The 23,889-nt window shown below is 74.2% G+C and carries 24 protein-coding genes; 9 read left to right on the forward strand and 15 right to left on the reverse strand.

All coding sequences use genetic code 11. From position 1 onward, the window contains the following. Window position 1 precedes the first annotated feature (1 nt). The 5 genes from hpaE to FB388_RS18530 all read right to left on the reverse strand — a co-directional run bounded on the left by hpaE (window position 2) and on the right by FB388_RS18530 (window position 5,286). Window positions 2-1,486 (reverse strand): 5-carboxymethyl-2-hydroxymuconate semialdehyde dehydrogenase, encoded by a 1,485-nt coding sequence (hpaE, locus tag FB388_RS18510; RefSeq protein WP_142103465.1) that lies wholly within the window; start codon window positions 1,484-1,486, stop codon window positions 2-4. After that, a complete protein-coding gene (gene dapA, locus FB388_RS18515) occupies window positions 1,483-2,415 on the reverse strand; it encodes a 4-hydroxy-tetrahydrodipicolinate synthase (RefSeq protein WP_142103466.1) in 933 nt (310 codons plus the stop codon). Before dapA ends, hpaE begins: the two co-directional genes overlap by 4 nt. After that, the gene (locus FB388_RS18520) at window positions 2,412-3,065 is read right to left on the reverse strand and encodes a GntR family transcriptional regulator (protein WP_425468582.1); all 654 of its coding nucleotides are present in this window, start codon (window positions 3,063-3,065) and stop codon (window positions 2,412-2,414) included. Before FB388_RS18520 ends, dapA begins: the two co-directional genes overlap by 4 nt. 2 nt (window positions 3,066-3,067) lie before the next feature. Continuing rightward, window positions 3,068-4,534, reverse strand: coding sequence for a fumarylacetoacetate hydrolase family protein (locus tag FB388_RS18525; protein WP_211362095.1), 1,467 nt, complete (start codon window positions 4,532-4,534; stop codon window positions 3,068-3,070). Between the two features lie 104 nt (window positions 4,535-4,638). Then, window positions 4,639-5,286 carry a winged helix-turn-helix transcriptional regulator gene (locus FB388_RS18530; RefSeq protein ID WP_142103468.1) on the reverse strand — a complete coding sequence of 216 codons (648 nt, stop codon included), beginning with the start codon at window positions 5,284-5,286 and terminating at the stop codon, window positions 4,639-4,641. A gap of 62 nt (window positions 5,287-5,348) precedes the next feature. Here FB388_RS18530 and FB388_RS18535 point away from each other — a divergent pair, with 62 nt between their 5' ends. Continuing rightward, window positions 5,349-5,858 carry a pyridoxamine 5'-phosphate oxidase family protein gene (locus FB388_RS18535; protein WP_142103469.1) on the forward strand — a complete coding sequence of 170 codons (510 nt, stop codon included), beginning with the start codon at window positions 5,349-5,351 and terminating at the stop codon, window positions 5,856-5,858. Next, a complete protein-coding gene (locus FB388_RS18540; RefSeq protein WP_142103470.1) occupies window positions 5,855-6,592 on the forward strand; it encodes an SDR family oxidoreductase in 738 nt (245 codons plus the stop codon). The genes FB388_RS18535 and FB388_RS18540 overlap by 4 nt, the downstream gene beginning before the upstream one ends. A 59-nt stretch (window positions 6,593-6,651) precedes the next feature. Here FB388_RS18540 and FB388_RS18545 read toward each other — a convergent pair whose 3' ends face one another. The 7 genes from FB388_RS18545 to FB388_RS18575 all read right to left on the reverse strand — a co-directional run bounded on the left by FB388_RS18545 (window position 6,652) and on the right by FB388_RS18575 (window position 14,772). After that, entirely contained in the window at window positions 6,652-7,632 is a 981-nt protein-coding gene (locus tag FB388_RS18545; protein ID WP_142103471.1) for an RNA polymerase subunit sigma-70, read from the reverse strand. A gap of 81 nt (window positions 7,633-7,713) precedes the next feature. Continuing rightward, entirely contained in the window at window positions 7,714-8,604 is an 891-nt protein-coding gene (locus FB388_RS18550; RefSeq protein WP_142103472.1) for an NAD(P)H-binding protein, read from the reverse strand. Next, window positions 8,601-9,152 (reverse strand): dihydrofolate reductase family protein, encoded by a 552-nt coding sequence (locus FB388_RS18555; protein ID WP_170225720.1) that lies wholly within the window; start codon window positions 9,150-9,152, stop codon window positions 8,601-8,603. Before FB388_RS18555 ends, FB388_RS18550 begins: the two co-directional genes overlap by 4 nt. Window positions 9,153-9,157: 5 nt before the next feature. After that, complete coding sequence (locus FB388_RS18560) at window positions 9,158-10,132, reverse strand: LLM class F420-dependent oxidoreductase (protein ID WP_142103474.1); 975 nt, start codon at window positions 10,130-10,132, stop codon at window positions 9,158-9,160. Window positions 10,133-10,262: 130 nt separating this feature from the next. Continuing rightward, a complete protein-coding gene (locus FB388_RS18565; RefSeq protein WP_142103475.1) occupies window positions 10,263-12,902 on the reverse strand; it encodes a family 78 glycoside hydrolase catalytic domain in 2,640 nt (879 codons plus the stop codon). Window positions 12,903-13,007: 105 nt separating this feature from the next. Beyond that, complete coding sequence (locus tag FB388_RS18570) at window positions 13,008-13,850, reverse strand: endonuclease/exonuclease/phosphatase family protein (protein ID WP_142103476.1); 843 nt, start codon at window positions 13,848-13,850, stop codon at window positions 13,008-13,010. Window positions 13,851-13,887: 37 nt separating this feature from the next. After that, window positions 13,888-14,772, reverse strand: coding sequence for an EamA family transporter (locus FB388_RS18575; RefSeq protein ID WP_246122165.1), 885 nt, complete (start codon window positions 14,770-14,772; stop codon window positions 13,888-13,890). A 73-nt stretch (window positions 14,773-14,845) separates the two neighbouring features. Here FB388_RS18575 and FB388_RS18580 point away from each other — a divergent pair, with 73 nt between their 5' ends. From FB388_RS18580 to FB388_RS18595, 4 genes are read left to right on the forward strand one after another with little or no spacing between them, the layout of a single operon-like run. Continuing rightward, entirely contained in the window at window positions 14,846-15,739 is an 894-nt protein-coding gene (locus FB388_RS18580) for a LysR family transcriptional regulator (RefSeq protein ID WP_142103477.1), read from the forward strand. 46 nt (window positions 15,740-15,785) lie between these two features. After that, the gene (locus tag FB388_RS18585) at window positions 15,786-16,520 is read left to right on the forward strand and encodes a TIGR04282 family arsenosugar biosynthesis glycosyltransferase (RefSeq protein WP_246122167.1); all 735 of its coding nucleotides are present in this window, start codon (window positions 15,786-15,788) and stop codon (window positions 16,518-16,520) included. Then, window positions 16,514-17,200, forward strand: a complete 687-nt coding sequence (locus FB388_RS18590) for a class I SAM-dependent methyltransferase (protein WP_142103478.1) — start codon at window positions 16,514-16,516, stop codon at window positions 17,198-17,200. The genes FB388_RS18585 and FB388_RS18590 overlap by 7 nt, the downstream gene beginning before the upstream one ends. Before the next feature lie 9 nt (window positions 17,201-17,209). Then, a complete protein-coding gene (locus FB388_RS18595; protein ID WP_142103479.1) occupies window positions 17,210-18,271 on the forward strand; it encodes an NAD-dependent epimerase/dehydratase family protein in 1,062 nt (353 codons plus the stop codon). Window positions 18,272-18,280: 9 nt separating this feature from the next. Here FB388_RS18595 and FB388_RS18600 read toward each other — a convergent pair whose 3' ends face one another. Next, window positions 18,281-19,300, reverse strand: a complete 1,020-nt coding sequence (locus FB388_RS18600) for a sensor histidine kinase (RefSeq protein WP_246122169.1) — start codon at window positions 19,298-19,300, stop codon at window positions 18,281-18,283. Further along, entirely contained in the window at window positions 19,297-20,034 is a 738-nt protein-coding gene (locus tag FB388_RS18605; protein WP_142103480.1) for a response regulator transcription factor, read from the reverse strand. The genes FB388_RS18600 and FB388_RS18605 overlap by 4 nt, the downstream gene beginning before the upstream one ends. A 104-nt stretch (window positions 20,035-20,138) precedes the next feature. Between FB388_RS18605 and FB388_RS18610 the strand changes: the two genes are divergently transcribed. From FB388_RS18610 to FB388_RS18620, 3 genes are read left to right on the forward strand one after another with little or no spacing between them, the layout of a single operon-like run. After that, the gene (locus FB388_RS18610) at window positions 20,139-20,795 is read left to right on the forward strand and encodes a glycosyltransferase family 2 protein (RefSeq protein ID WP_142103481.1); all 657 of its coding nucleotides are present in this window, start codon (window positions 20,139-20,141) and stop codon (window positions 20,793-20,795) included. Beyond that, window positions 20,792-22,093 (forward strand): molybdopterin-dependent oxidoreductase, encoded by a 1,302-nt coding sequence (locus FB388_RS18615; RefSeq protein WP_246122171.1) that lies wholly within the window; start codon window positions 20,792-20,794, stop codon window positions 22,091-22,093. The genes FB388_RS18610 and FB388_RS18615 overlap by 4 nt, the downstream gene beginning before the upstream one ends. Further along, window positions 22,093-22,635, forward strand: coding sequence for a hypothetical protein (locus FB388_RS18620; protein WP_211362096.1), 543 nt, complete (start codon window positions 22,093-22,095; stop codon window positions 22,633-22,635). The genes FB388_RS18615 and FB388_RS18620 overlap by 1 nt, the downstream gene beginning before the upstream one ends. Here FB388_RS18620 and FB388_RS18625 read toward each other — a convergent pair. After that, the gene (locus FB388_RS18625) at window positions 22,549-23,883 is read right to left on the reverse strand and encodes a hypothetical protein (RefSeq protein WP_142106111.1); all 1,335 of its coding nucleotides are present in this window, start codon (window positions 23,881-23,883) and stop codon (window positions 22,549-22,551) included. The two genes, FB388_RS18620 and FB388_RS18625, sit on opposite strands and share 87 nt — an antisense overlap. Window positions 23,884-23,889 lie beyond the last annotated feature (6 nt).

Here is a 23,889-nt window from a genome sequence, read left to right on the forward strand (position 1 = left end):
GTCAGCTCCCTCCGAAGCGGGGGGTGTGCACGTCGCCGAGCGTGACGTGCACGGCCTGCTCCTCCGTGTAGAAGTCGATGGAGCGGTGGCCGCCCTCGTGGCCGAGGCCGGACGCCTTCACGCCGCCGAACGGGGTGCGCAGGTCGCGCACGTTGTGCGAGTTCAGCCAGACCATGCCGGCCTCGATCGACTGGGCCACGCGGTGGCCCCGGGTCAGGTCCCGCGTCCAGACGTAGCCTGCGAGCCCGTACTCCACGTCGTTGGCGAGCGCGATCGCCTCCGCCTCGTCGGCGAACGGGGTGAGCGCGGCGACCGGGCCGAAGATCTCCTCCTGGAAGATCCGCGCGGTGGGCGGCACGTCGGCGAAGACCGTCGGGGCCAGGTAGTTGCCCTCCGGGAGGTGCTCGGGGCGCGCGCCACCGGCGACCAGCCGGCCCTCCTCCTTCCCGATCTCCACGTAGCCCAGTACGCGCTCGTGGTGCTCCGGGTGCACCAGGGCACCCACCTCTGTCCTCGGGTCGTGCGGGTCGCCGACGACGATGTTGCGCGCCCGCTCGGCGAAGCGCTGCACGAACTCGTCGTAGACGCCGCGCTGCACGAGGATGCGCGAGCCGGCGGTGCAGCGCTCACCGTTGAGGGAGAACACGCCGAACAGCGCCGAGTCCAGCGCCGCGTCGAGGTCGGCGTCCTCGAAGACCACCACCGGGGACTTGCCGCCCAGCTCCATCGAGAGCCCTTTGAGGTGCGCGGCGGCGGCGCGGAAGATCGTCTGCCCGGTGGTGGTCTCACCGGTGAACGAGATCAGCCGCGTGCCGGGGTGTTCGACGAGCGCGGCGCCCGCTTGCTCGCCGATGCCGTTGACGAGGTTGAACACGCCATGGGGCAGCCCGGCCTCGGTGAAGATCTCCGCCCAGAGGCTCGCCGAGAGCGGGGTGAACTCCGCGGGCTTGAGCACCACCGTGCAGCCCGCCGCGAGCGCCGGAGCGAGCTTCCAGGACTCCAGCATGAACGGCGTGTTCCACGGCGTGATCAGCCCCGCGACGCCCACCGGCTTGCGGTTGACGTAGTTGATCTGCCGGCCGGGCACCTTGTAGGCGTCGTCGGTCTGGCCGACGACCACGTCGGCGAAGAACCGGAAGTTCTCCGCGGCCCGCTGCGCCTGGCCGAGTGCCTGGGTGATCGGCAGGCCGGTGTCGAACGTCTCCAGCTCGGCCAGCCGCGCGTCCCGCGCCTCCACCAGGTCGGCGATCCGGTCGAGGACGCGCGCGCGGGCGCGCGGCGCCATGGTGGGCCACGGACCTTCGGCGAAGGCGCGCTGGGCGGCGGCCACCGCGGCGTCGACGTCCTCGGCCTGCCCGGCCGCCGCGGTCGCGTACGTGCGGTTGGTGACGGGGTCGAGCACGTCGAACGTCGCCCCGCCGACCGAGTCGCACGGCTTGCCGTCGATGAAGTGCTGCAGGTGGGCCGGGAGGCCTGCGGGGATCATGCAAGCACCTCGACCGGGGTGAGGTACTGCTCGGCGGCCGCGGCGAGGGCACGGACCTTCGCCTGGCCGCTCTCCGTCAGCGGGATCAGCGGCGGTCGGACGTGGTCGCTGCCGATCAGCCCGCGCTGCTTCATCAGCCACTTCGCCGGAGCCGGGTTGGTCTCGACGAACAGCAGGTCCACGAGCGGGTGCACGCCGTAGTGGATCTCCCTGGCGCGCTGGGCGTCGCCTGCGACCGCGGCGTCGTACATCTGCGCCACCGCGGCAGGTGCGATGTTGGCCAGCGCCGAGACGAACCCGGCCCCGCCCAGCGGCAGGATCGGCAGGCACAGCAGCTCGATGCCCGACCAGACGAGCAGGTCGGGCCCAGCGGCGTGCAGCACGCGGGAGAAGTGCTCGAAGTCCTTGGTGGTCTCCTTGACGCCGACGAAGTTGTCGTGGTCGCGGAACAGCCGCCCGACCGTCTCCGGCGCGATCTCCACGGCCGTCCGGGACGGGACGTTGTAGGCCACGATCGGCAGGTCGGGGAACTCCCGCGCCACCGTCGAGTACCACACGTACAGCGCCTCCTGCGTCGGTCGCGCGTAGTACGGGGTGATCACGAGGGCGGCGTCGGCCCCGGCGTCCCGGGCGGCCGCGGTGAGCTCGAGGGTCTCGGCGAGCTTGGCCGAGCCGGTGCCGGGCAGGAACGGCACGCGGTCGTCGACCTCCGTGGCCACGACGCGGATGGCCTCGGCGCGCTCGGCGATCGACTGCGCCGACGGCTCCCCGGTCGAACCACCCAGCGAGATGCCGTGGGAGCCGGAGGCCAGCTGCCAGCGCACGAGCCCGCGCAGGTCGTCGTGGTCGACGTCGCCGTCCTCGGTGAACGGGGTGACCAGGGGCGCGATCGAGCCGCGGATCTGCGCGGGGTCGGAGCGGAACCTCATGCTTCTCCGTTCGTGTGCTGGAGGACGGCGTGCAGGGTGGCCTCGCGGTGGGCCCGGGTGGCGGCGTCGATCTCGGCGGCCGGCGCGCCGCGCGCGATCAGATCGAGGATGGCGTCGTGCTCGCGCACGGCCTCGGCCGCCCGTTCGGGCACGAACGAGAACACCGACGACCGCAGGGCAGACACGCGCGTCCACCCGCGCTCGACGAGGTCGAGCAGGTGCGGGTTCGGGCACGGGTCGGTGAGCACGCGGTGGAACTGCTGGTTGAGCCGGCTGTGGCGGAGCGGGTCGAGGTCGTCGAGGCCGTCGCGCATGGCGTCGTTGAGCCGCCGCGCCTCGGCGAGGGCGGCGTCGGACAGCCGGCAGGCGGCCATGCCGGTGGCTGCGCCCTCGACGACGGCGAGCGTCTCCACCGTCCAGCGGTACTCGACCGGATCCAGCCCGCGGACGGTCGCGCCGACGTTGCGCACGACCTCGACCAGGCCCTCGGCCTCCAGCCGACGCACGGCCTCGCGCACCGGCACCGTCGACACGCCCAGCTCCTTGGCCAGCGTGCCGAGCACCAGGCGGTAGCCGGGGGTGTAGGCGCCGTCGCGGATGCGGCGGCGGATGAGGTCGTGGGCGAGGTCGACCTTGGACGCGGTCGGGATGGTCACCGGGACTCCTCGTAGCGCTGCCGCCACTGCCCCGCAAGGGGGTACAGGCCATCGAGCCCGGCACCGTCGGCCACCCGGCCTGCGATCCACGCCTCCTCGTGCTCCTGCTGCTCCGCCCCGGCGAGCACCTCCTCGACCAGTCCCGGCGGGATCACGACCGCACCGTCGTCATCGGCGACGATCACGTCACCGACCTGCACGGTGGCCCCACCACAGGCGATCGTCACGTCGGTCTCCCACGGCACGTGCCGCCTGCCCAGCACCGCCGGGTGCCGGCCCGACGTGAAGACGGGCAGGTCGAGGGCGGCGATCGCGGCGGCGTCCCGGGCGGCCCCGTCGGTGACGATCCCGGCCGCCCCGCGGACCTGGGCCCGCAGCGCGAGGATGTCGCCCAACGTGCCCGCGGTCGGGTCGCGGCGAGCCTCCATGACGAGCACCTCGCCGGGGAGGATCGTGTCCACGGCTCGCTTCTGGGCGTTGTAGCCCCCGCCGCGCGAGGCGAACAGATCGGGCCGGAACGGCACGAACCGCAGCGTGCGCGCGGTGCCGACCAGCCGACGGCCCGGCACGAGCCCGCGGACGCCGTCGATGCTCGCATCGTCGAAGCCGCGCTTGCGCAGCTGCACCGACAGCGTCGCGACGGCGACGTGGTGCAGCCGCTCGCGCAGCTCGCCGGACAGAACCGGCTGCGTCACGGGCGGGGCGCCCCATGCGTCGGCGCGCACGGCCTCGTCGACGTACGGCGGCGAGCCCCACGACGCGAGCGGGGGGCCGTCGACGACCCTGGTGCGCAACCGGCCGGTGTTCCGGCTCCCGTCGACGGTGCCGACCTCCACCTCGACGACCTGCCCGGGCGCGGCGACCGACGCTCCGGCCGGGGTACCGGTGAGGACGACGTCCCCCTCCTCCAGGGTCAGCATGCGGGACAGGTCGGCCACCAGGTGCCCGAAGCCGAACAGCAACGTGGCGCTGGTGTCGTCCTGCACGAGCTCCCCGTCCAGCCACGTGCGCACCCGCAGCCCGGCCGGGTCCAGCTCGGCCGCGGGCAGCAGCGCCGGTCCGAGCGGGGTGAAGCCGTCACCGCCCTTGGAACGCACGTTGGAACCCCGGTCGGCGGTGCGCAGGTCCTGCAGGCCGAGGTCGTTGGCCGCCGTCACCCAGCCCACGTGGGACCAGCCGTCGTCCGGCCGCACGTGCCGCGCGGGCCTCCCGATCACCAGCGCGATCTCGCCCTCGAACGCGAGCAGCTCGGTACCCCACGGCCGCTCCACGACCCCGGAGCCGGCCAGCGACGAGGACGGCTTCAGGAAGTACGAGGCCGCGTCCGGGGTTCGTCCGCGCTGCGCCGCGCGCGACGGGTAGTTGAGGTGGACCGCGATGATCTTGCCGGGGCGCCTCCCGAGCACCTCGGTCACCGCGTCCCGGCCCGGTCCACCCAGGCCGGCGGCACCCGGTCCGTCCATGTACGGACTCCTTCGCATGCGGCAGATCGTCTACGGGATCGTATATCTTCTCCGCATACGATGCGACCATCCCGTCGACAGGAAAGCCGATCAGCGAGCGGTTCTCATCCGGCGGCGGTGAGCAGCGCCGTCAGGTGCTGCACGGCCTCCGGGGAGCCGGTGAGCACCAGCGCGTTGTCGCTCACGGCGGCAGCGACCGTAGCCTCGCCGGAAATGATCGCGCCGAGGGTGGCGGCATCGGTCGTGGCGGTGGCAGCCGGGCCGTCGGCATTCGCGCGACGCAGACGCAGCCGCCCGTCGACGGTCTCGGCCGTGAAGGTCTCGTCGTCGACGCGGATCTCGTACACCTGGTCGTCCGGCGGGCCGCCGCCCGCGGAGTGCGCGGCCATGATGCTCAGCATCATGGAGTCGATCCCGAGCCGGCCGCCCTCGGGCCGAGGTGCCCGGGAGCCCCAGCGCCCAAAATGCAGCAGCACCGGCTCCAGTTCCCGACCCCACGGCGTGAGCTCGTAGACGTGCACGCGGAGCGGCGGGCCCAGCTCGCGGCGCTCCACGATCCCGTGGCCCTCGAGCTCGCGCAGCCGCTGGCTGAGCACGTTGGCACTCACCGAGCCCAGACCGGCCCGGAGATCGGCGAACCGCTTCGGCCCGAGCAGCAGCTCGCGGACGACCAGCAGCGCCCACCGCTCACCCACCACGTCGAGGCTGCGAGCCACCCCGCACGGGTCGCCGTAGCTCCGGCCGGCATCCACATCGGAATCCTAGCTCGGAACGCATGGTTGCCTTCCAGGATCAGCACTCCTAATTTAGGACCATGACGATTCCCGATCAGCTGCCGCAAGGCGATCTGCGGCTGCTCGACACCGAGACGGCCCGGTTCCTGCTGGCCGCGCCCGTACCAGCGCACCTGGCCTGGGTCGGCCGAGACGGCAACCCACGAGTCACCCCGATGAACGCGGTGTGGACGGGGGAAGAGCTGGTCATGGGCGCCTTCGCCGGCGCGTTCAAGGTCGCCGACCTCGCGGCACGACCGGACGTGGCCGTCAGCATCGACGTGAACGACGGGGCGCCGCAGGTGCTGCTGCTGCGCGGCCCGGTGACGCTCCTCGAGGTCGACGGCGTGCTGCCGGAGTACGTGGCGGCCGGGCGCAAGGTGCGCGGCAGCGCGGAGACCGATCCGTTCGTCGCCGCGATCGACCGGCCGGGCCTGCGCTCGGTGCGGATCGGACTGCGGCCGACCTGGGCCGGGATCGTCGACCACCGCAGCCGGTTCGCCGAGCGGACCCCCGCCCCCGTCCTCGCCGCCCTGCAAGGCAAGGCATGAGCGCCGTGGCCACCGGACGAACAGCGCTCGACGGACGCACGGTGCTGGTGGTCGGCGGGAGCTCCGGCATCGGAGCCGAGGTCGCCCGGCGGGCCGCCGCCGCGGGAGCACATCTCGTCGTCACCGGGCGCGACGAGGCCAAACTCGCCGCGGCCGCCGCCCGGATCGGGACCGAACGCACCGCAGCCTTCGACGCGCACGACGAGGACGCGCTCCGCGGCTTCTTCACCGATGTCGGCGCGGTCGACCACGTCGTGTCGATGATCGGCGACTCGATGTCCGGCGGGTTCATCGACACCACGCCGGAGACCATGCGTCACGTCGTCGAGTCCAAGTTCCTGACCAACTGGACGATCGCGCGTCTCGCCGCCCCGCTCGTGCGCGCCGGCGGCAGCGTCGTCTTCACGTCGGGAACCGGCGGGCGACCGCACGACACGTCCGCCTCCACCGTCGCCAACCTCGGGCTCGGCGCACTTGTGCAGGGTCTCGCCGTCGAGCTCGGGCCGGCCGTGCGCGTGAACGCGGTCGCCCCGACGTTCATGGACACCCCGTTCTGGAGCGGGCTGCCGCGCGCGCAGTTCGAGCAGATCCGGGCCGGGTTCGTCACCAAGGTCCCGCTCGGCAGGCTGGGGACGGTGGAGGAGGTCGCCGAGGCCTACCTCTACCTCATGACGGCCACGTTCGTGACCGGCCAGGTCCTCGCGGTCGACGGCGGGGTGTCCGTCACGGCATGACGCGACGGGTCGTGCTGCTCGCACGATCATCGGCCGCTGATCACCGGCAGTGGTGCTCCTCAGACCACTGCCGGCAGGCCGAAGCGCTCCACGAGGCCGGCATCGCCCACGGCGAGTATCTGGGCGATGCCGGACGCCGTGGGGGCGAGCACACCGATGCCGTAGGCGTGGTGCCGTCCGTCCTCACCGAGCACGTACGCCGCTGCGGCCGGCTGGCCGTTCGCCGTGGTCGGGACCATCTTCCAGGTCCCGGGCGCCCCGATGACGCGCTCGAGGAGCTGCATGCAGGTCGCCTTCCCCGCGAACCACGTCCCGGACGGGACCATCTCCAGTGCGGCGTCCGTCCGCAGCGCCTTCTCCAGCGCGGCCGTGTCGGCGTTCTCGAACCCCGTGACGTACTGGTCGAGCAGCTCACGGGCGCGCGGGTCGTCCGGCTCCAGCAGCGCCTCCCTGGTGGGCGCGACCTCCTCGAGGCGGGTCCTGGCCCGCTGGAGAGCGCTCTTGACCGCGACGGTGCTCATGCCGAGCATCTCGGCCACGTCGGACGCGGGGAACGCGAGGACGTCGCGCAGGATCAACACCGCTCGCTGCCGGGCAGGGAGGTGCTGCAGGCTGGCGATGAGGGCGAGCCGGATGCCCTCGCGCGACGCGACGATGGCCGCGGGGTCGCGGGACTCGGGCAGCGCGGCCTCGTCCGCGATCGGCTCGATCCAGGGCCCCGGACCGTCGGCGTTCGGCTCGGCGTCCGGGTTCGTGCTCGGCGCGCCGAGGCCCGAGGGGAGCGCGCGGCGGCCGCGCTGCTGGAGCGCGGTCAGGCAGGCGTTCGTGGCGATGCGGTAGAGCCAGACCCGGAGCAGGTCCTTGTGCTCGAGGTTGCGGTAGGCCCGCCAGGCCCGCAGGTAGGTCTCCTGGACGACGTCCTCGGCCTCCTCCCACGTGCCCAGCATGCGGTAGCAGTGGCCCATCAGGGCGCGGCGGTACGGCTCGGCGGCTCGGGAGAACTCCGCCTCCTCCGGCGCTGCGTCGACGTTCGCGCTCATCGGTGCCTCGATCCTGGACCACGGCTCATACCTGTCTAGACCCGACCGGGCGCCGGAAGGAATCGGTCCGCACCCCGCTCCTCATGCTCGCAGGGCAGCCCCGACGAAGCTGTCGGCGTTCTCCTCGGCGAACCGGGCGAACGTCGTCGGCTCGATGCCGAACGCCAGGTGCGTGGACAGGTCCACCACCGAGGTCGTGCACCTGCTGCGCTCCACGAACTGCTCCTCCAAGAGATCGACCACGTGGGCCGGCAGGCCGGCCGCCGCCATCGCAGCAAGTTTCTCGCCCATCGGGACGTCGACGTGCCGGAACCACTCACCGGTGGCCGCGGAGACCCGATCGGCCACCTCCGCCATGGTGAGCGCCTCCGGACCGGTCATCAGGAAGCTGCGGCCCTCGTAGCCGTCCCGTGCGAGCAGCTCGACGGCCGCCTTCGCGACGTCCCCCAGATCGACCGGTGCGAGCGAGCTCCTGCCGATGGGCATCGTCAATGCGCGATCACTCGGGTCGAACCCGGTGATCGAGCCCGGCAGGTAGTTCTGCATGAACTGGCTGGGCCGCAGGTGCGTCCACGCGAGCGTCGACCGCTCCAGGTACCTCTCGATCTGCCCGTGCCAGCGCGTGCCCCGGAAGACCTCCGGGTCGAACCCCTCCCCCGACTCCTTGCCGGAGAGTTTCACGACACGGGCGACACCGGCGACCTCGGCCGTGTCGATGAAGCTGATCTGGGTGTCCACCATCTGCTCGGTCGGCGAGGAGATCAGCAGGGCCCGCTCCACCCCGTCGAGGGCGGGCAGCAGCTCGCTGCGGCGACGCATGTCGCCCACGACCGGTTCGATCGTCGGCAACCCGGCGAGCGCGGCCGCCTTCCGCGCATCCCGCACCAGTGCGCGGGCCCGTACCCCCTGCCGCGCGAGCTCGCGCACGACGGCGCTGCCGGCCTTCCCGGCCGCGCCCGTCACCAAGATCATGATCTTCCCTCACCGGGCGCCGTCGAGTAGTTCAGCACCACCACACCGGACTTCCGCACGTGGCTGCCGATCAGCGTCAGTGGCGTCTTCGGGTTCTGCCGGAACTCGCCGTGAGCCCCACCCGCGATGACCGGGTGCACCGAAAGCCGCAGCTCGTCCAGCAGTCCGTGCTCGAGCAGGGTGTTGCCCAGCCGGCCGTGCCCGAAGAGGACCAGGTCCTTGCCGCCCTCCCCCTTCAGCTCGGTGACCTCGTCGACGACGTCGCCACGCACGACGACCGAGTTGTTCCACTCGGCCGCTTCGAGCTTCGAGGAGAAGACGTACTTGCGCATGCCGTTGATCGCGTCGGCGAAGTCGCCGGTCCGCCCCGGCCACACCCCGGAGAGGTTCTCGTAGATCCCCCGTCCCATCAGCATCGCGTCACACCGGTGCATCAGCTCGGCGGCCTCTTCGTGGAACTCCTCGTCGAAGTAGGGCAGCGCCCACCCGCCCGGTTCGTTCGTCACCCCGTCGGCCGAGATCAAGGTGGACTGGATGATGTTGCGCACCGCGCTCACCGCTTGAAGACGTAGCTGCCGTCGACAGCCGGGGAGAGGAACTCGGCCGCGAACTGCCGCACCCGCTCGGGGTCGAGGCAGTCGTGGAAGCTGACGAGCAGCTCCTGCACACCGGCGTCCTCGTAGGCGGCCAGCCGCCCGCGGATGGTCTCGAGCGTGCCGATCAGCCCGTAGGAGGCGAGATCTCCCGGGAAGACGGCGGGCGCCCACGGGGGGACCTGGGCACTGGCCTCCTCGTCGCTGTCGGCGATGATGCAGTAGGAGGTCGAGGTCCGGTGGATCTCCTCGTGGGGTCGGCCCACCTCCTCGCAGTGCCTGCGCAGGATGGCGTCCTTGCGCTCGAACTCCTGCGGTGAGGTCTGGATGTTGCAGGCGTCGCCGAGCTCGGCGACGGTCCTCAGGGTGACCTTCTCGCCGCTCCCGGCGATCATCATCGGCGGGTGCGGGGCCTGCACCCCCTTCGGCTCGTTGATCGCGTCGCGGACCTGGTAGTACCGGCCCTCGAACGTGGTCGTCGGCTCGGTCCACATCGATCGGATGATCTGTGCAGCTTCCTTGAGCCGGGCGAGGCGCTCGGGGGCGGCGGGGAAGTCGTAGCCGTAGGAGAGGTACTCGGCCTCGTACCACCCGGCACCGATCCCGAAGGTGAACCGGCCGCCCGACAGCACGTCGAGGGTCGAGGCCATCTTGGCCTGGACGGCGGGGTTGCGGTAGCTGACGCCGGTGACCATCTGGCCGATCCGGACCCGATGGGTCTCGCGCGCGAGTGCCGCGAGCGTGGTCCAGCACTCGAACATGTAGGCGGGCGTCGGCGGGAGTGTCACGAAGTGGTCCGGCGCCCACACGGTCTCGTATCCGCTCTCGTCCGCGGTCCGGGCCAGCTCGACGATGGTCTCGAAGGCTGCGACCGGGTCGGGGTGTCCGGCGAACTCGTGACCCAGACCGGTGGGCAGGTAGAGGCTGATCTTCACGGGCGTCCTTCTCCTGACGTAGGCATCGGGACGCACACGCGCACGTCCCTCCACCAAAGACCCGGGAGACGCGCCGGAGGAATCGGGCCGACGGCCGACCCTGCCGGCCCTGTGCTGAACCCGCCGGTGCTCAGGGGGCGACGGCAGGCAGGCGCAGCTCGTGCCGCCCGGGCCGGAGGGCGGTGTCCGCCAGCCCCGGCAGCCGCACCGTCGCGACGGCGGTCTCCGGGACCTCGACGTCCAGCTCCCACCCGCCGTCGGAGCGCCGCCAGGCCACCGCGGCCCGTCCGCGGACGGTCGTGTGGGCGATCCGCGCCCATCCGATCCGGTCGTCGACGATCGGCGCGACGTCGAACGTCGCCCACCCGGGGCCGGTCGCGCGCAGGCCGCCCACCGCCTGCTGGATCCACGCCGCCGCGGCGCCGAGGAAGTAGTGGTTGTGGGAGCGCGCCGTCTCGTCCCACGACTCCATCAGCGTCGTGGCGCCTGCGTCGCGCCACACGCCCCAGCCCGGCCGGTCCCGCTGGGTGGCGACGGTGACGGCGAGGTCGGGACGGCCGTGCGCGGCCAGCACCGGCATCAGGTGCTTCGCCGCGACCGCGCCGCAGTCCAGGTGGCCCTTCGTGCGGTGCTCGATGTCGGTGAACAGACCGTCGGCCACGGCGGCGACGTGCTCCGCGGGCACGGCGCCGAACGCAAGCGGGAGCACGTTCATCGCCTGCCGGTACCCGACCGCCGGATCGCGGTAGGTGCCGGAGGCGGCGTCGAAGAAGCGCCGGTGGTACGCCGCCGCCACGCGCTCGGCCGCCGCCCGGTACCGCTCGGCGTCGGCGGTCTCCCCCAGCTCGTCGAGGACGTCGGCCGCCCGGCACGCGACGTGGCGCAGCATCATCGTCGCGGTCGGCATCGGCCCCTCGGGGGCGAACATGTGGCCGGGCGAGAGCCAGTCGCCCCAGCTGCCGTGCACCCACAGGCCGTCCGGGGCGAGGTCGAGCAGCCGGTCGGTGTAGGTCCGGATGGGGTCGGCGTAGCGCTCGAGGACCGCGCGGTCGCCGTACTCGCGGTAGAGGTACCACGGGATCAGCACCATCGAGGCGCTCCACGCGGGGTCGGCCGCCCGGCCCCAGTCCGGGGTGGGCACGATCTGCGGCACCATGCCGTGCTCGTCGCGCGCGTCGACGTGGTCGTCCATCCACTTCCCGAACGACGCGCGCAGGTCGACGTGGTGCAGCACGGCCTCGGTCGCGAGGTGGGCGTCGGCGGTCCAGCCGTTCTTCTCGTACACCGGGGTGTCGGTGGGCACGCCGTGCAGGTTGTTGAGGAACGTCCGAGCGGTGGCGGCGTCGATCCAGGTCAGGACCTCGTCCGCGCACTCGAACTCCCCGACGCGCGACACCGCCGTCTCCAGCCGCACCGCCCGGACCGCGGTGACCGTCGCCCGACCGAGAACCTCCACACCGGCGTACCGGAAGCCCTTGTAGGAGAACCGCGGCTCCCAGGTGACCTCCTCGCCGGTATCGGCCAGGACGAAGCGGTCGACCTGCGCCTCCCCCGCGGCCAGCACGTTCTCGCAGCGGACGGACCCGTCCGGCTGGAGCCCTTCGGCGTAGCGCACGACGAGCTGCGCGCCTGCGTCGCCGACCACGGTCAGGCGGATCCGGCCGGCCAGCACCTCCCCGAAGTCGTGCACGACGATCTGCCCGTCCAGCGCCGTGCTCGACACGGGCGTGAGCAGCTCGCTGCGGCGGACCGGCGGAGCGGTCGCGGGCCGCAGCTCCCCGCCCGGCGGCGCCACGACGAGCGCCGGCTCCCAGGCGGCACCGCGGGCGTGGGCCGGGTCGGTGGTCTCACCCGTGTAGAGCAGGTCGGCCGTCACCGCGCTCTCGGCCGCCTCCCAGCCGGGGCCCGAGGCGACGACGTGGCGCTCCCCCGCCCCGTCGACGTACTCCAGCTGCACCAGCGCCACCGGCTCGCGATGCCACCGGACGAAGTTCCACGCCCAGGTGTTCGCCCCTCGGGCGGAGTGGAAACCACGGCCGAGCTCGGCGGTGAGCGTGTTCTCCCCCGCCAGCAGGAGCGGGGTGACGTCGTGGGTCCGGTACAGGATCGTGCGGTCGTACGTCGTCTGCGCGGGTTCCAGCACGTCGTCGGTGACCGGACGCCCGTTGACCAGGAACTCGCCGTACCCGAGCCCGACCGCGGCGATCCGGGCCGCCCGCACCCCCTCCGGGACGGTGAACGTCGTGCGGAACACCGGGTTGGGCGCGGGGACGGTCTCCACCCCGATCGCCCGCACTCCCGGCTCCGGGGCGCCGTCGCGCAGCGCGTTACCGGCTACCGGGAGCGGCGAAACGCCGTCGTCCGGTCCGGTCGGCGCGGGCTCGGACAGCGTGTGCCAGCCGATCCGGCCCTGCTCCCCCCGCAGCCGCAGGAGGTACTCGCCCGCAGCGACGGGCTCGGGGAGCTCGAGGAAGTGGGCGAAGCGGTCCCACCGGAAGACGCCCTGCTCGACGACCTGACCGGCCAGGACGGTGCCGTCAGCGGCGCACAGCTCGAGACTGCCGCGCACCTCGACCCCCGGCTCGCTCACCAGGTCCAGCCCCACGGCCGTCACCGGGCCCGGCGCGGTGAACGTCTGTCCCACCCAGTGGCCCGGCTCGACCCAGGCCACGTGATCCGAAGCCAGGGAGAGCACCATCCGGCGGGCCGGATCCGTGCGCTTGCCGATCCACTGTGCTGACCACTGGGCCGTCCACTCGACGGGCGTCACGGCGGCCTCCTCATCGAGCGCGGTGGCCCGACGACCGGACCGACCACGAGCAAGGCGGGACGCTAACAACGCTTGGAACGTTTCACAACGGCCTGGAGCGGCGCGTCACCGCAGCACGAGGTCGACGAGCAGACCAGGGTGGTCGGTCTCGTCCAGGTCGATCTTCCTGCTGCCCCCCATCACGAACTCGGGCGTCGCCACCACGTGCTGCTGTCCGTCGTCGTCGGCGAGCACCGAACCGGGCGGGAGGCACCCGGCCAGCTCGGGGCTGTCGCCCGACCCGAGGTTCAGGTCGCCGCCCACCACCAGTGGGGCGGCCCCGTCCCTGGCCCGCATGCCCGCCACGACCGCGCTGAACAGGTACCCGCACTGGGCACTCGCGACCTTCCGCACGGTGTAGGCCAGGTGCGTCGTGCAGACGGCGACGGCCGGGCTGGCGCCGACCTCCATGCACAGCCACGCCCGTTCCTCGGGGTCGTCCGGGTCCTGGGCCGGGTAGATCCCGCCTTCGGCGGTCGTCCCGGGCAATGCCGACCACCGCGAGACGATGCCGATCCCGTACTGCCGGCCGTTGCGGCAGCGGTAGGGCTGGCCGGTGCGCCCGTTCCGCGCGGCCTGGAACGCTGACCCGACCCCGCCGCCGGGTACGACGTCGCCGAGCGCCCGCTCCAGGGCCGGCACGTCGTCGTCGCAGACCTCGTTGAGGGTGACCAGGTCGGGTCGCTCCGCGCGGATCACCTCGGCGGCCTCTGCCGTCGACCGGCCGGTGTAGCAACCGGCGATGCCACTGCTGCACAGGTTCAGCTGCAGCACCCGCACCGGCGTCTCCGGCGCGCGGGCCGGGGTCGTCGGAGCGGGCGCATCCGATCCGCTCGCCGTCGTGGTGCAAGCGGCCAGGAGCCCGGCCACGCAGGCGACGAGCGCCAGCCGCAGCCCACCCCTCCGCACCCGGCAGGTGTACCACGACGGGTGCGGCCCGGAGCGATCAATGGACGCTCGGCTCGGCCGGCGGTCCCGTCACAGCCGCACGCGCGCCGGTGCGTTCGGCCCCGATCCCGGCAGCGACCACGAACCCGACCCCGGCAACGGCGCTCCAGCCCGGCACCTGCTGCAACCCGACCAGGCCCACGACCAGCGCGATCGCCGGCTCGAGCGCCATCAGCGTGCCGAACGCCGCGGTGGTGAGCCTGCGCAGCGCGAGCATCTCCAGGCTGAACGGCACCACCGGGAGCAGCACGGCGATCCCGAGCCCGACCAGCAACAGCTGCAGGTCGAGGGCGCCGAACACCGCCGGCGCGTCCGTCAGCGCCACGAACACGGTGGCGGTGAGGCCCGCGACCGGCATCGAGACCGCGAGGCCACGCAGGCCGGTCGCCTCGTCGCCGACCTTCTGCGTCAGCACGATGTACGCGGCCCAGCAGGCCGCCGCCGCCAGCGCGAAGCCGACACCGGCCGCGTCGATTCCGCCGTGCCACGGCTCGGTGAGCAGCAGCACCCCGGCCGCCGCGACGAGCGCCCACAGGCGTGCCCGCCCACGGCCCCGTGCGACCGCCACACCGAGGGGGCCGAGGAACTCCAGAGCGCTCGCGGTGCCGAGCGGGATCCGCGCGACGGCCGCCATGAACAGGAAGGTGAGCCCGGCCGTCACCACACCGAGCAGGACGCAGGTCAGCAGGACGCGGCGGCTGAACCCGCGCAACGGGGGCCGGACCACGACCGCGAGCAGCAGCCCCGCCCACGCCAGCCGCAGCCAGGACGTGCCGTCGGTGCCGAGCCGGTCGATCAGCCCGACGGACACGGCGAGGCCCACCTGGACGCAGAGCATGGCGACGACCGCGAGGGTCACACCGGAACGCGGAGAAGTGCTCACGCCGTCCAGTAGAGGACACCCGGACCGTTCATGTCCACGTGACTTCGCCGCACATACCGTTCATGATTCGTGAATGGAGACGCGCCGCCTGGAGCTGCTGGTCGCACTGGCCCGCCTCGGCTCGATGCATGAGGTGGCCGACGAGATGGGGGTCACCACGTCCACCGTCTCGCAGCAGATCGCGGCGCTCGCCAGGGAGACCGGCACCGCCCTGCTGGAACCGGTCGGACGCCGGGTCCGGCTCACCCCGGCGGGGCGGCGGCTGGCCGACCACGGGGTCACCATCCTCGCCGCCGTCGAGGCGGCCCGGTCCGACCTGGACCCCGAGGCCGAGCCCGCGGGCACCGTGCGGGTCTCCGGCTTCGCGACGGCGATCCGGCGCTCGCTGCTCCCGCTGCTCGCGTCGCTGGAGGGCACGCAGGTCCGGATGCTGATCGCCGAGCACGAGCCGGGTGAGGCGTTGGACCTGCTCGCCGAGGACGCGATCGACCTCGCACTCGTCTACGACTACGCGCTCGCACCGCGGATCTTCGAGGACCGGTTCGAGGTCGTTCCACTGTGGACGACGCGCTGGGGTCTCGGGGTGCCGGCGGGGTCCGCGGCGGGAGGTCTGGCCACCGTCGCGACGGTCGACCGGTACCGCGACCACGACTGGATCGTGAACTCCCGCAACGACGCCGACGAGAAGGTGGTCGCCGCCCTCGCCGCGCACGCCGGTTTCACGCCGCGGATCGCGCACCGGGCGGACAGCCTCGACCTGGTCCAGGACCTGGTCGCCGCGGGCCTCGGCGTCGGCCTGCTGGCGGAGGGCGTGCCCGAGCGGGCCGGCGTGCGCCTGCTCCCCCTGCGCGGTCCGGACGTCCTCCTCCGGGCCTTCGCGGTGGTCGTGCGGGGCCGGGCCGCGTGGGCACCCCTCGCCCTGGTCGTCGGCAGGCTCAGCCGGACCGGGAACGTCATCGGTCAGTAAGCAGTCGCGGGCCTTCGGCAGCGGCTCCCGCCGCGACGATCACTGCGTGCGTGATGTGCTGGAACCCCGACCGCCGGAGGCCCACGGGCCCGGGCGGGTCGCGCTGGTCGTGCTGGCGAAGGCGCCGGAGCCGGGCCGGGTGAAGACCCGCCTGTGCCCGCCGGCGGAGGCGGCGGAGGCGGCCGACATCGCCGCCGCTGCGCTGCTGGACACGCTCGACGCCGTCCGGGCGACGGCGGGCGGGCGCCCGGTGCTCGCGCTGACCGGCCGGCTGGACGCGGCGGCGCGCGGGGAGGAGCTCGCGGGCGCGATCCGCGACCTCCCGGTCGTCGCCCAGCGCGGCGCCGGCCTGGGCGCCCGGATCGCGGCGGCCCACGCGGACGCGAGCAGGTGCGCACCCGGCCTGCCGACCCTGCTGATCGGGATGGACACGCCGCAGGCCGATGCCCGCCTGCTCGATCGCTGCGTCGACGCCCTCCTCGGGCCCGCCGGGCCGGACGCGGTGCTCGGCCCGGCGACCGACGGGGGCTGGTGGGTGCTGGGCCTGCGTGACCCCCAGGCCGCGCAGGTGCTCGCGCACGTGCCGACGTCACGCCCGGACACGGGGCAGCGGACGCTGCACGCGTTGCGCGCGGCCGGGTTGCGCGTCGTGCTGGCCCCGACGCTGCGGGACGTCGACACGGCAGCGGACGCGGTGGCGGTGAGCCGCGCGGCCGCCGGCACCCGGTTCGCGGCCGCCGTCCGGGCGGTGCCGGCACTGGGGCGGGGTCGCGGGTGCTGACATCGGGTTTCGACCAGGCGCTCGCCGGCGCCGCCGCGTGCCTCGTGCGCCGCGACGGCGTGGAGCTGGAGCTCGCGGTGCAGCGGTGGCACGCGCCGGCCGCAGGCGAGGACGGGTGGCTGCTCGACCGGTGCGCCGGATCCGCGATCGACCTGGGCTGCGGGCCCGGCCGGCTCGTCGCGGCGCTGGCGGCCCGCGGCGTGCGCGCGCTCGGTGTCGACATCTCGCGCGTGGCCCACGAGCAGTGCAGGCGTCGCGGCGTGCCGATGGTGTGCCGCGACGTGTTCGCCCCGCTGCCGGACGAGGGGCGCTGGCGGCACGTGCTGCTGGCCGACGGCAACATCGGCATCGGCGGCGACCCGCTGCGGCTGCTCCGCCGGGCCGCGCGGCTGCTGCGCCCTGGCGGCACGCTGCTGGTCGAGACCGACGGAGCCCCGCACGCGTACTGGTCCGGGACGGCCCGGCTGCGCACGGGTGCCGGGCCCGGTGCGCCCGTGCCGTGGGCGGGTGTCGGCTCGGCGGCGCTCGCCCGGATCGCTGCGGCGGCCGGGCTGCGGGTGACCGCCGGATACCGGGGCCGCCGGACGTTCGTCGAACTGGTGCGGATCGAGCCCGACGGCTCCTTACCGTCCGCGAACGCTCGGCTCCGGCGCCCGCCGCGTGCGTCGGACCGGACCTAGCCTGCGTGAGTGCGCGTTCTGATCACCGGCGGCGCCGGTTTCGTCGGGTCCCACGTCGCCGACCGGCTGGCCGCCGGTGGGCACGACGTCGTCCTGCTCGACGCCCTCCTCCCCCAGGCCCACGGTGCCCGCCGGCCCGCGTGGACCAGCGCGCACCCGTTCGTCCACGGGGACGTGCGCGACCCGGACGTGCTCGCCACGGTGCTGCGCGGTGTCGACGCGGTGTGCCACCAGGCGGCGATGGTCGGTCATGGCGTCGACGCCTCGGACGCGCCCGCGTACGCCGCGCACAACGACCTCGGCACGGCCGTGTTGCTGGCCGCGATGCACGCAGCAGGGGTCGGGCGGCTGGTGCTGGCCGGCTCGATGGTCGTCTACGGGGAGGGCCGCTACGACTGCGCCGAGCACGGCACGGTCCGGCCGTCGCCGCGCCTGCCGGCCGACCTCGACGCGGGGCGCTTCGACCCGCGCTGCCCGGAGTGCCTGCACCCGCTCGCCCCGGGACTCGTGCCCGAGGACGCCCCGCTGGAGCCGCGGTCGACCTACGCGGCCACGAAGCTGGCACAGGAGCACCTCGCCGCCGCATGGGCCCGCCAGACCGGCGGCACCGTATGGGCGCTGCGCTACCACAACGTGTACGGCCCGCGGATGCCGCGCGACACCCCGTACGCCGGGGTCGCGTCGATCTTCCGCTCGGCGCTCGAGCGCGGGACGGCACCCCGCGTGCTGGAGGACGGCCGGCAGCGTCGCGACTTCGTCCACGTCACCGACGTCGCGGAGGCGAACGCGCTCGCGCTGGCCCGCGACCCGGCCGCGGGCACGTGCGTGCCGGTGAACGTCTGCTCCGGCGAGCCGCACACCGTCGGGGAGCTGGCCGCCGCGCTCGCCGCCGCGATGGGTGGGCCGCCGCCGGTCGTCATGGGTGGGAGCCGTCCCGGCGACGTCCGGCACGTCACGGCCGACCCCACCCGGGCCGGGGAGCTGCTCGGGTTCCGGGCCCGGACCGCGTTCGCCGACGGCATCGCCGCGTTCGCGACCGCGCCGCTGCGCGCACCCGCCACGGCCGGCTGAGGTAGCCGGTCAGTCGGGGCGGGCCGCGAGGGGCAGGTCCACCTCGAACCGGCAGCCCGGGCCGTGGTTGACGACCCGGATCCCGCCGCCGTGCGCCTCGACGAGGCCGCGCGCGATCGCCAGCCCCAGCCCGCCGCCCGCCTCCTCCCCGGGGGTGCGGGCACTCCCACCGCGGAAGGCGACGTCGAACACCCGCTCCAGGTCGGCGTCCGCGATGCCACCGCACTCGTCGTCCACCCGCAGCCTCGCCCGCCCGTCCTGGACGTCCGCGGCGACGACCACGGTGCCGGCGGGTGGGGTGTGGCGGATCGCGTTGGAGAGCAGGTTGCGCACCACCCGGGCCAGCTCCGGGTCGCTGCCCCGCACGACGGGCCAGACGCATCCACCGTCCGCACGCACGACGACACCCTTGCGGTTCGCCGCGACCGCCTCGGCCGCGACCGCCTCCGAGACGACGTCGTGCAGCGGCACCGCCGAGAACGTGAGGCGCATCGCCCCCGAGGTGATGCGCGAGAGCTGGAACAGGTCCTCGACCATGCCCGCGAGCCGCACGGTCTCGCGCCGGATGCGGCGTGCGTACTCGGCGACGTCGTCGGCGTCGGAGATCACACCGTCGGCGAGCCCCTCGCTCATCGCCCGGATCCCGGCGAGCGGGGTCCGCAGGTCGTGGCTGATCCAGGCGACGAGCTGGCGGCGCGCCGCCTCGGCGGCCCGCTCCGCCTCACGCGCCTCGTGCAGCCACATGACGTCGCGGGCGATGCCCCGGCCGAGCATCATCGCTGCGGGCACCGTGACGGCGGCCACCACCGCGCACACGACCACCGCCCCGGCCAGCTGCGGCGTGTACATGAACCCGCTGACGCCGATCACGCCCGCGAGCGCCGCGAGCACCGGGACGAGCGCGAGCACGATCACCGCGGCCGTGATCGAACGCAGGCGCATCCGGTGCAGCAGCAGGGCCCCCAGCAGCGCGACCGGCACCGAGCAGGCCACCGCGACCGGGACGGCGGCGAGGAGCTGCGCGATCACGGCCCGGCCGACCCGGCCGGCTCGTCGACGCCGTCGTAGCGGTAGCCCACGCCCCACACCGTCGCGATCCGCGCCGGCCGCGTCGGGTCGGGCTCGACCTTCTCCCGCAGCCGCCGGACGTGCACGGTGACGGTCGACTGGTCGCCGAAGTCCCAGCCCCACACCCGTTCGAGCAGCTCGGGGCGGGTGAACACCTGACCGGGCCGGCACACCAGGAACGCAAGGAGGTCGAACTCGCGCACGGTCAGCGCGAGCTCCCGCCCCGCGAGCGTGGCCCGCCGGCCCGGGATGTCGACGTGGAGGTCGCCGTCGACCACCGGTTCCAGGCCCGCGTCGCGGGCCGGCAGCTCGCGGGCCCGCCGCAGCACCGAGGCCACGCGCAGCACGAGCTCCCGCGGGCTGAACGGCTTGGTGACGTAGTCGTCGGCGCCCAGCTCCAGGCCGAGCACCCGGTCCTCCTCCTCACCGAGCGCCGTCAGCATGATGATCGGGAGCCCGTCCGGACGACGACGCAGCCGCCGGCACACCTCGAGCCCGCCCAGCCGGGGCAGCATGAGGTCGAGCACCACCACGTCGGGGCGGCGCGCGGCCACGGCGGCCAGCGCCCGCTCGCCGTCCCCCGCCACGTCCACCCGGTAACCGGCGCGATCAAGGTAGCGGGTCACGACGTCGCGCACCGTGACGTCGTCGTCGACCACCAGCACCAGCGGACGGTCGGTCGTCGCAGCTCCCACGGGGTCCGAGGCTAGCCACCGGCCGGAGCCGCAGGGCCCCACGTCACCGGACCGTAAGCGCGCACACCCGCCCTCGTCGTCCGCGCGTCCCTAGCGTCCGGACCATGAACCGCGCCTGCGACCCGGTGGACGTCGTGCTCCCCTGCCTCGACGAGGCCGAGGCGCTGCCCGGCGTGCTCGCCGCGCTCCCGCCCGGGTTCCGCCCCATCGTCGTCGACAACGGCTCGACCGACGGCACGGCCGACATCGCGGCCTCGCTCGGGGCCACGGTCGTGCACGAGCCCCGCCGCGGCTACGGCGCCGCCGTGCACGCCGGGCTGCTCGCGGCGACCGCAGACGTCGTCGCCGTCCTCGACGCCGACGGCTCGGTCGATCCAGCCGTGCTGGCGCTCCTCGCGGCCCGCCTGCCGGGCGCCGATCTCGTGGCCGGCCGGCGGATCCCGTCCGGACGGCGGGCCTGGCCGTGGCACGCGCGTGCCGGCAACGCGGCGCTCGCTGCCCTGCTGCGCCGCCGAGGGGTCCCGGTGCGGGACATCGCGCCCGTGCGGGTGGCGCGCCGCGGCGCGCTGCTGGAGCTGGGCATCACCGACCGGGCCTTCGGCTACCCGCTCGAACTGCTGCTGCGCGCCGGTGCGGCGGGTTGGCGGATCGTCGAGGTCGACGTCGCCTACCGGCCCCGTACCGGTGGCCGGTCGAAGGTCTCCGGATCGGTGCGCGGCACCCTGCGCGCGGCCCGCGACATGGCGGCGGTGCTGGCGTGACGAGCGGCCCCGACGGCTACGGCTTCCCGGCGCCGCTCTGGCGGCTGATCGCGCGGCGCCGCCCGCCGCTGCCGCGCTGGCGCAGCCCGCTGCGGGGCCCGTGGCTGACATCGGTGCTCGGGCTCGTCCTGCTCGCCGGGCTGCCGGTCGTCATCGTGACCGGGCTGCTGAGCTACGTCGCGTACGGCCCGCAGCTGGGTGGCGCCATCCCCGGCGACGTCGGCCTGCTGCACCTGCCGGTCTTCGACTGGCCCACCCGACCGTCGTGGCTCTACCGGCTCACCCAGGGCCTGCACGTCGGGCTCGGGCTCGTGCTCGTCCCGGTCGTGCTCGCCAAGCTGTGGTCGGTCGTCCCGAAGCTGTTCGCGTGGCCGCCGGTGCGCTCGCTCGCCCAGGCCGCGGAACGCCTGACCCTGCTCCTGCTCGTCGGCAGCATCCTGTTCGAGATCGTCACGGGTGTCCTCAACATCCAGTACGACTACGCGTTCGGCTTCGGCTTCTACGCCGCGCACTACGCCGGTGCCTGGGTCTTCCTCGGCGCGTTCGTCGCGCACGTGGCGCTCAAGCTGCCGCACGCGCTGCGCGGCGCCCGTTCTCGCTCGCTGCGCCGCGAGCTGCGCACCCCGCTCGCGGCGACCACCCCCGATGCGGACGACGGGTCGGGGCTGGTGGCGGAGCACCCGGCGCCGCCGACGATGAGCAGGCGGGGCGCGCTCGCCCTCGTCGGGGGCGGTGCGCTGCTCGTCGCGGGCCTGACCGCGGGCCAGACGGTCGGCGACGCCGTCCGGGGCACCGCGTTCCTGTTGCCCCGCGGGCGCACGACCGCAGGCGCCGACGGCGGGCCGAACGACTTCCCGGTGAACAAGACGTTCGCGGCCAGCCGCATCACAGTGGCGGACGTCGGCCCGAGCTGGCGACTGCAGCTGACCGGCGCCGGCGGCCGGGAGCTGGACCGGGCGGCTCTGGCCGCGCTGGAGCAGCACACCGCACGGCTGCCGATCGCCTGCGTCGAGGGCTGGTCGACCACGGAGGCCTGGTCGGGGGTGCGGCTGCGGGACCTCGCCGCGCTCGCCGGCGTCCCCGAACCGGCGTCGGCCGTGGTGCGCTCGCTGGAGGACGGCGCGCGGGCCGCGCTCACGGCAGGCCAGGTCCTCGACCCGGACTCGCTGCTTGCACTGCGCGTGAACGGCGCCGACCTCGCCCCCGACCACGGGTTCCCGGCGCGGGTCGTCGTGCCCGCGCTGCCGGGGGTGCACTGCACGAAGTGGGTCCGCTCGATCGAGTTCCGGAGCATCTGATGCAGCGTCTCCACCACCGTCTCGACCACCTCTACGGTGCTGGTCCCGGCCACCTGGCGGCCGTGCTGGCCTGCCTCGCCATCGCCGCGGGCGCGGTCGTGATCGTCGCGGACGACCCGGCGTGGCCGGTGATGCTGGCCTGGTTCCTGGCCGCTGTGCTGCTGCACGACTTCGTGCTGTTCCCGCTGTACGCAGCGGGCGACCGGCTGCTGACGGCGGCCACCGCCCGGCGCCGCTCACGGGTGCCCGTCGTCAACCACGTGCGGGTGCCGCTCCTGGGCGCCGGGCTGACGTTCCTGCTCTTCCTGCCCGGCATCCCCGGCCGCGGCGAGCCGACCCTGCGGGCCGCGTCGGGCCTGGAGCCGACCCCCGTCCTGGGTCGGTGGCTGCTGCTGGTCGCGGCGATGGCCGCCGCCTCCGCGCTCGTCCACCTCGTGCGCATGCTGCGCCGGCCCTCACCACACCGTGAGGAGCAGGTGGTTCACCGCGAGCGCGAGAACCGCCTGGGCCGCGAGCCAGAGCCCGGCCCACCGCCGCGGTAGCAACGCGCACGGGACTACCAGCCAGACCACGAACGGCAGCCAGATCCGTTCCACCTCCCCCTTCGACATCCCGGAGACGTCGGCCAGCACGATCGCCGCCACCGCCGCGACCGGGAGCAGTGCCGCCGCGGCCGGGAGCAGCCGGAGCCGGAACCGGCCCAGCCCGGCGACCACGGCCGGCCCCGCGGCGAAGGCCACCGCCGCGAGGTTGGCCCAGACGAAGTACTCGTACGGCCGGGTCCGCGCGACGCTCGCCGCGTAGATCACCCGGACGTCGGCGAACCCGGTGAACCACCAGAACCCGGCGACGGTGAACGCCGCGACGACCAGCGCGACCCCCGCGAGCGCCCAGCCCCCGGCCGGCCACGCCCGGGTCGCCAGCACCACCGCCAGCGGTAGCAGCGCGCCCAGCACCATGCCGTAGGAGAGGTAGAACGCGCCGCCCAGCAGCACGCCGCCCGCGACCGCCGCAGCAGCGCCCCCCGCACCGCACCGGCTCGCCCCCACCGCGACCAGCGCCACCGCCCACGCGAGCACGCCGGCGAACATCCCGTCCGCCGAGACCCCGACCCACACCGCGCCCGGCAGCAACACGGCGAACGGCAGCACGCGACGCGCCGTCTCCTCGGCCCCGAGCGCACGCAGCGCGACCGCCACCGCAACACCGGCGGACGAACCGACCAGCACGACGAACACCCCGGTCGGCCCGCCGCCGCCCAGCCCGGCCCGGTCGAGCAGCACGAACACCAGGAACGCGCCCGGCGGGTGCGCACCCACGTGCGTCGTCCAGAACCCGGGCCGGTCGGTGAGGATGTGCTCGGAGAACGTCCGCAGCATCTCCAGCACGCCATCCACCCGCGGCACGTCGTGCAGGTACTCCTCGCCGCTGGTCAGCCGGCCGACGACGCCGCGCTCCCACCCGTCCACGAGTGCCAGCGCGAGCGTCCAGGCCGCAGCCGCGAGCCACGCCCCGGCCAGCAACGGACGCCACGGCATCCGGTCCGCCAGCCGCGGCCCGTACCCCACCACCGCCACGGCGACGGCCACCGCCGCCGGTGTCCCGGGCCCGATGTGCGGCTCCCAGTGAGCGAGCAGGGGCGGGAACCCGAGGAAGATGTCCACGCCCGAGCGCAGCAGCCACCACCCGACCAGGGCAGCGGTGACGACGAGCAGCGCGGCGGCCCCGACATGCCCGAGGTCCCGCCGTCCACCATCCGTCCCGAGCCGCCTCACGGGCGGCGACGTCATCGGTCG

The sequence above is a fragment of the Pseudonocardia cypriaca genome (assembly GCF_006717045.1).
Taxonomy (GTDB): Bacteria; Actinomycetota; Actinomycetes; order Mycobacteriales; family Pseudonocardiaceae; genus Pseudonocardia; species Pseudonocardia cypriaca.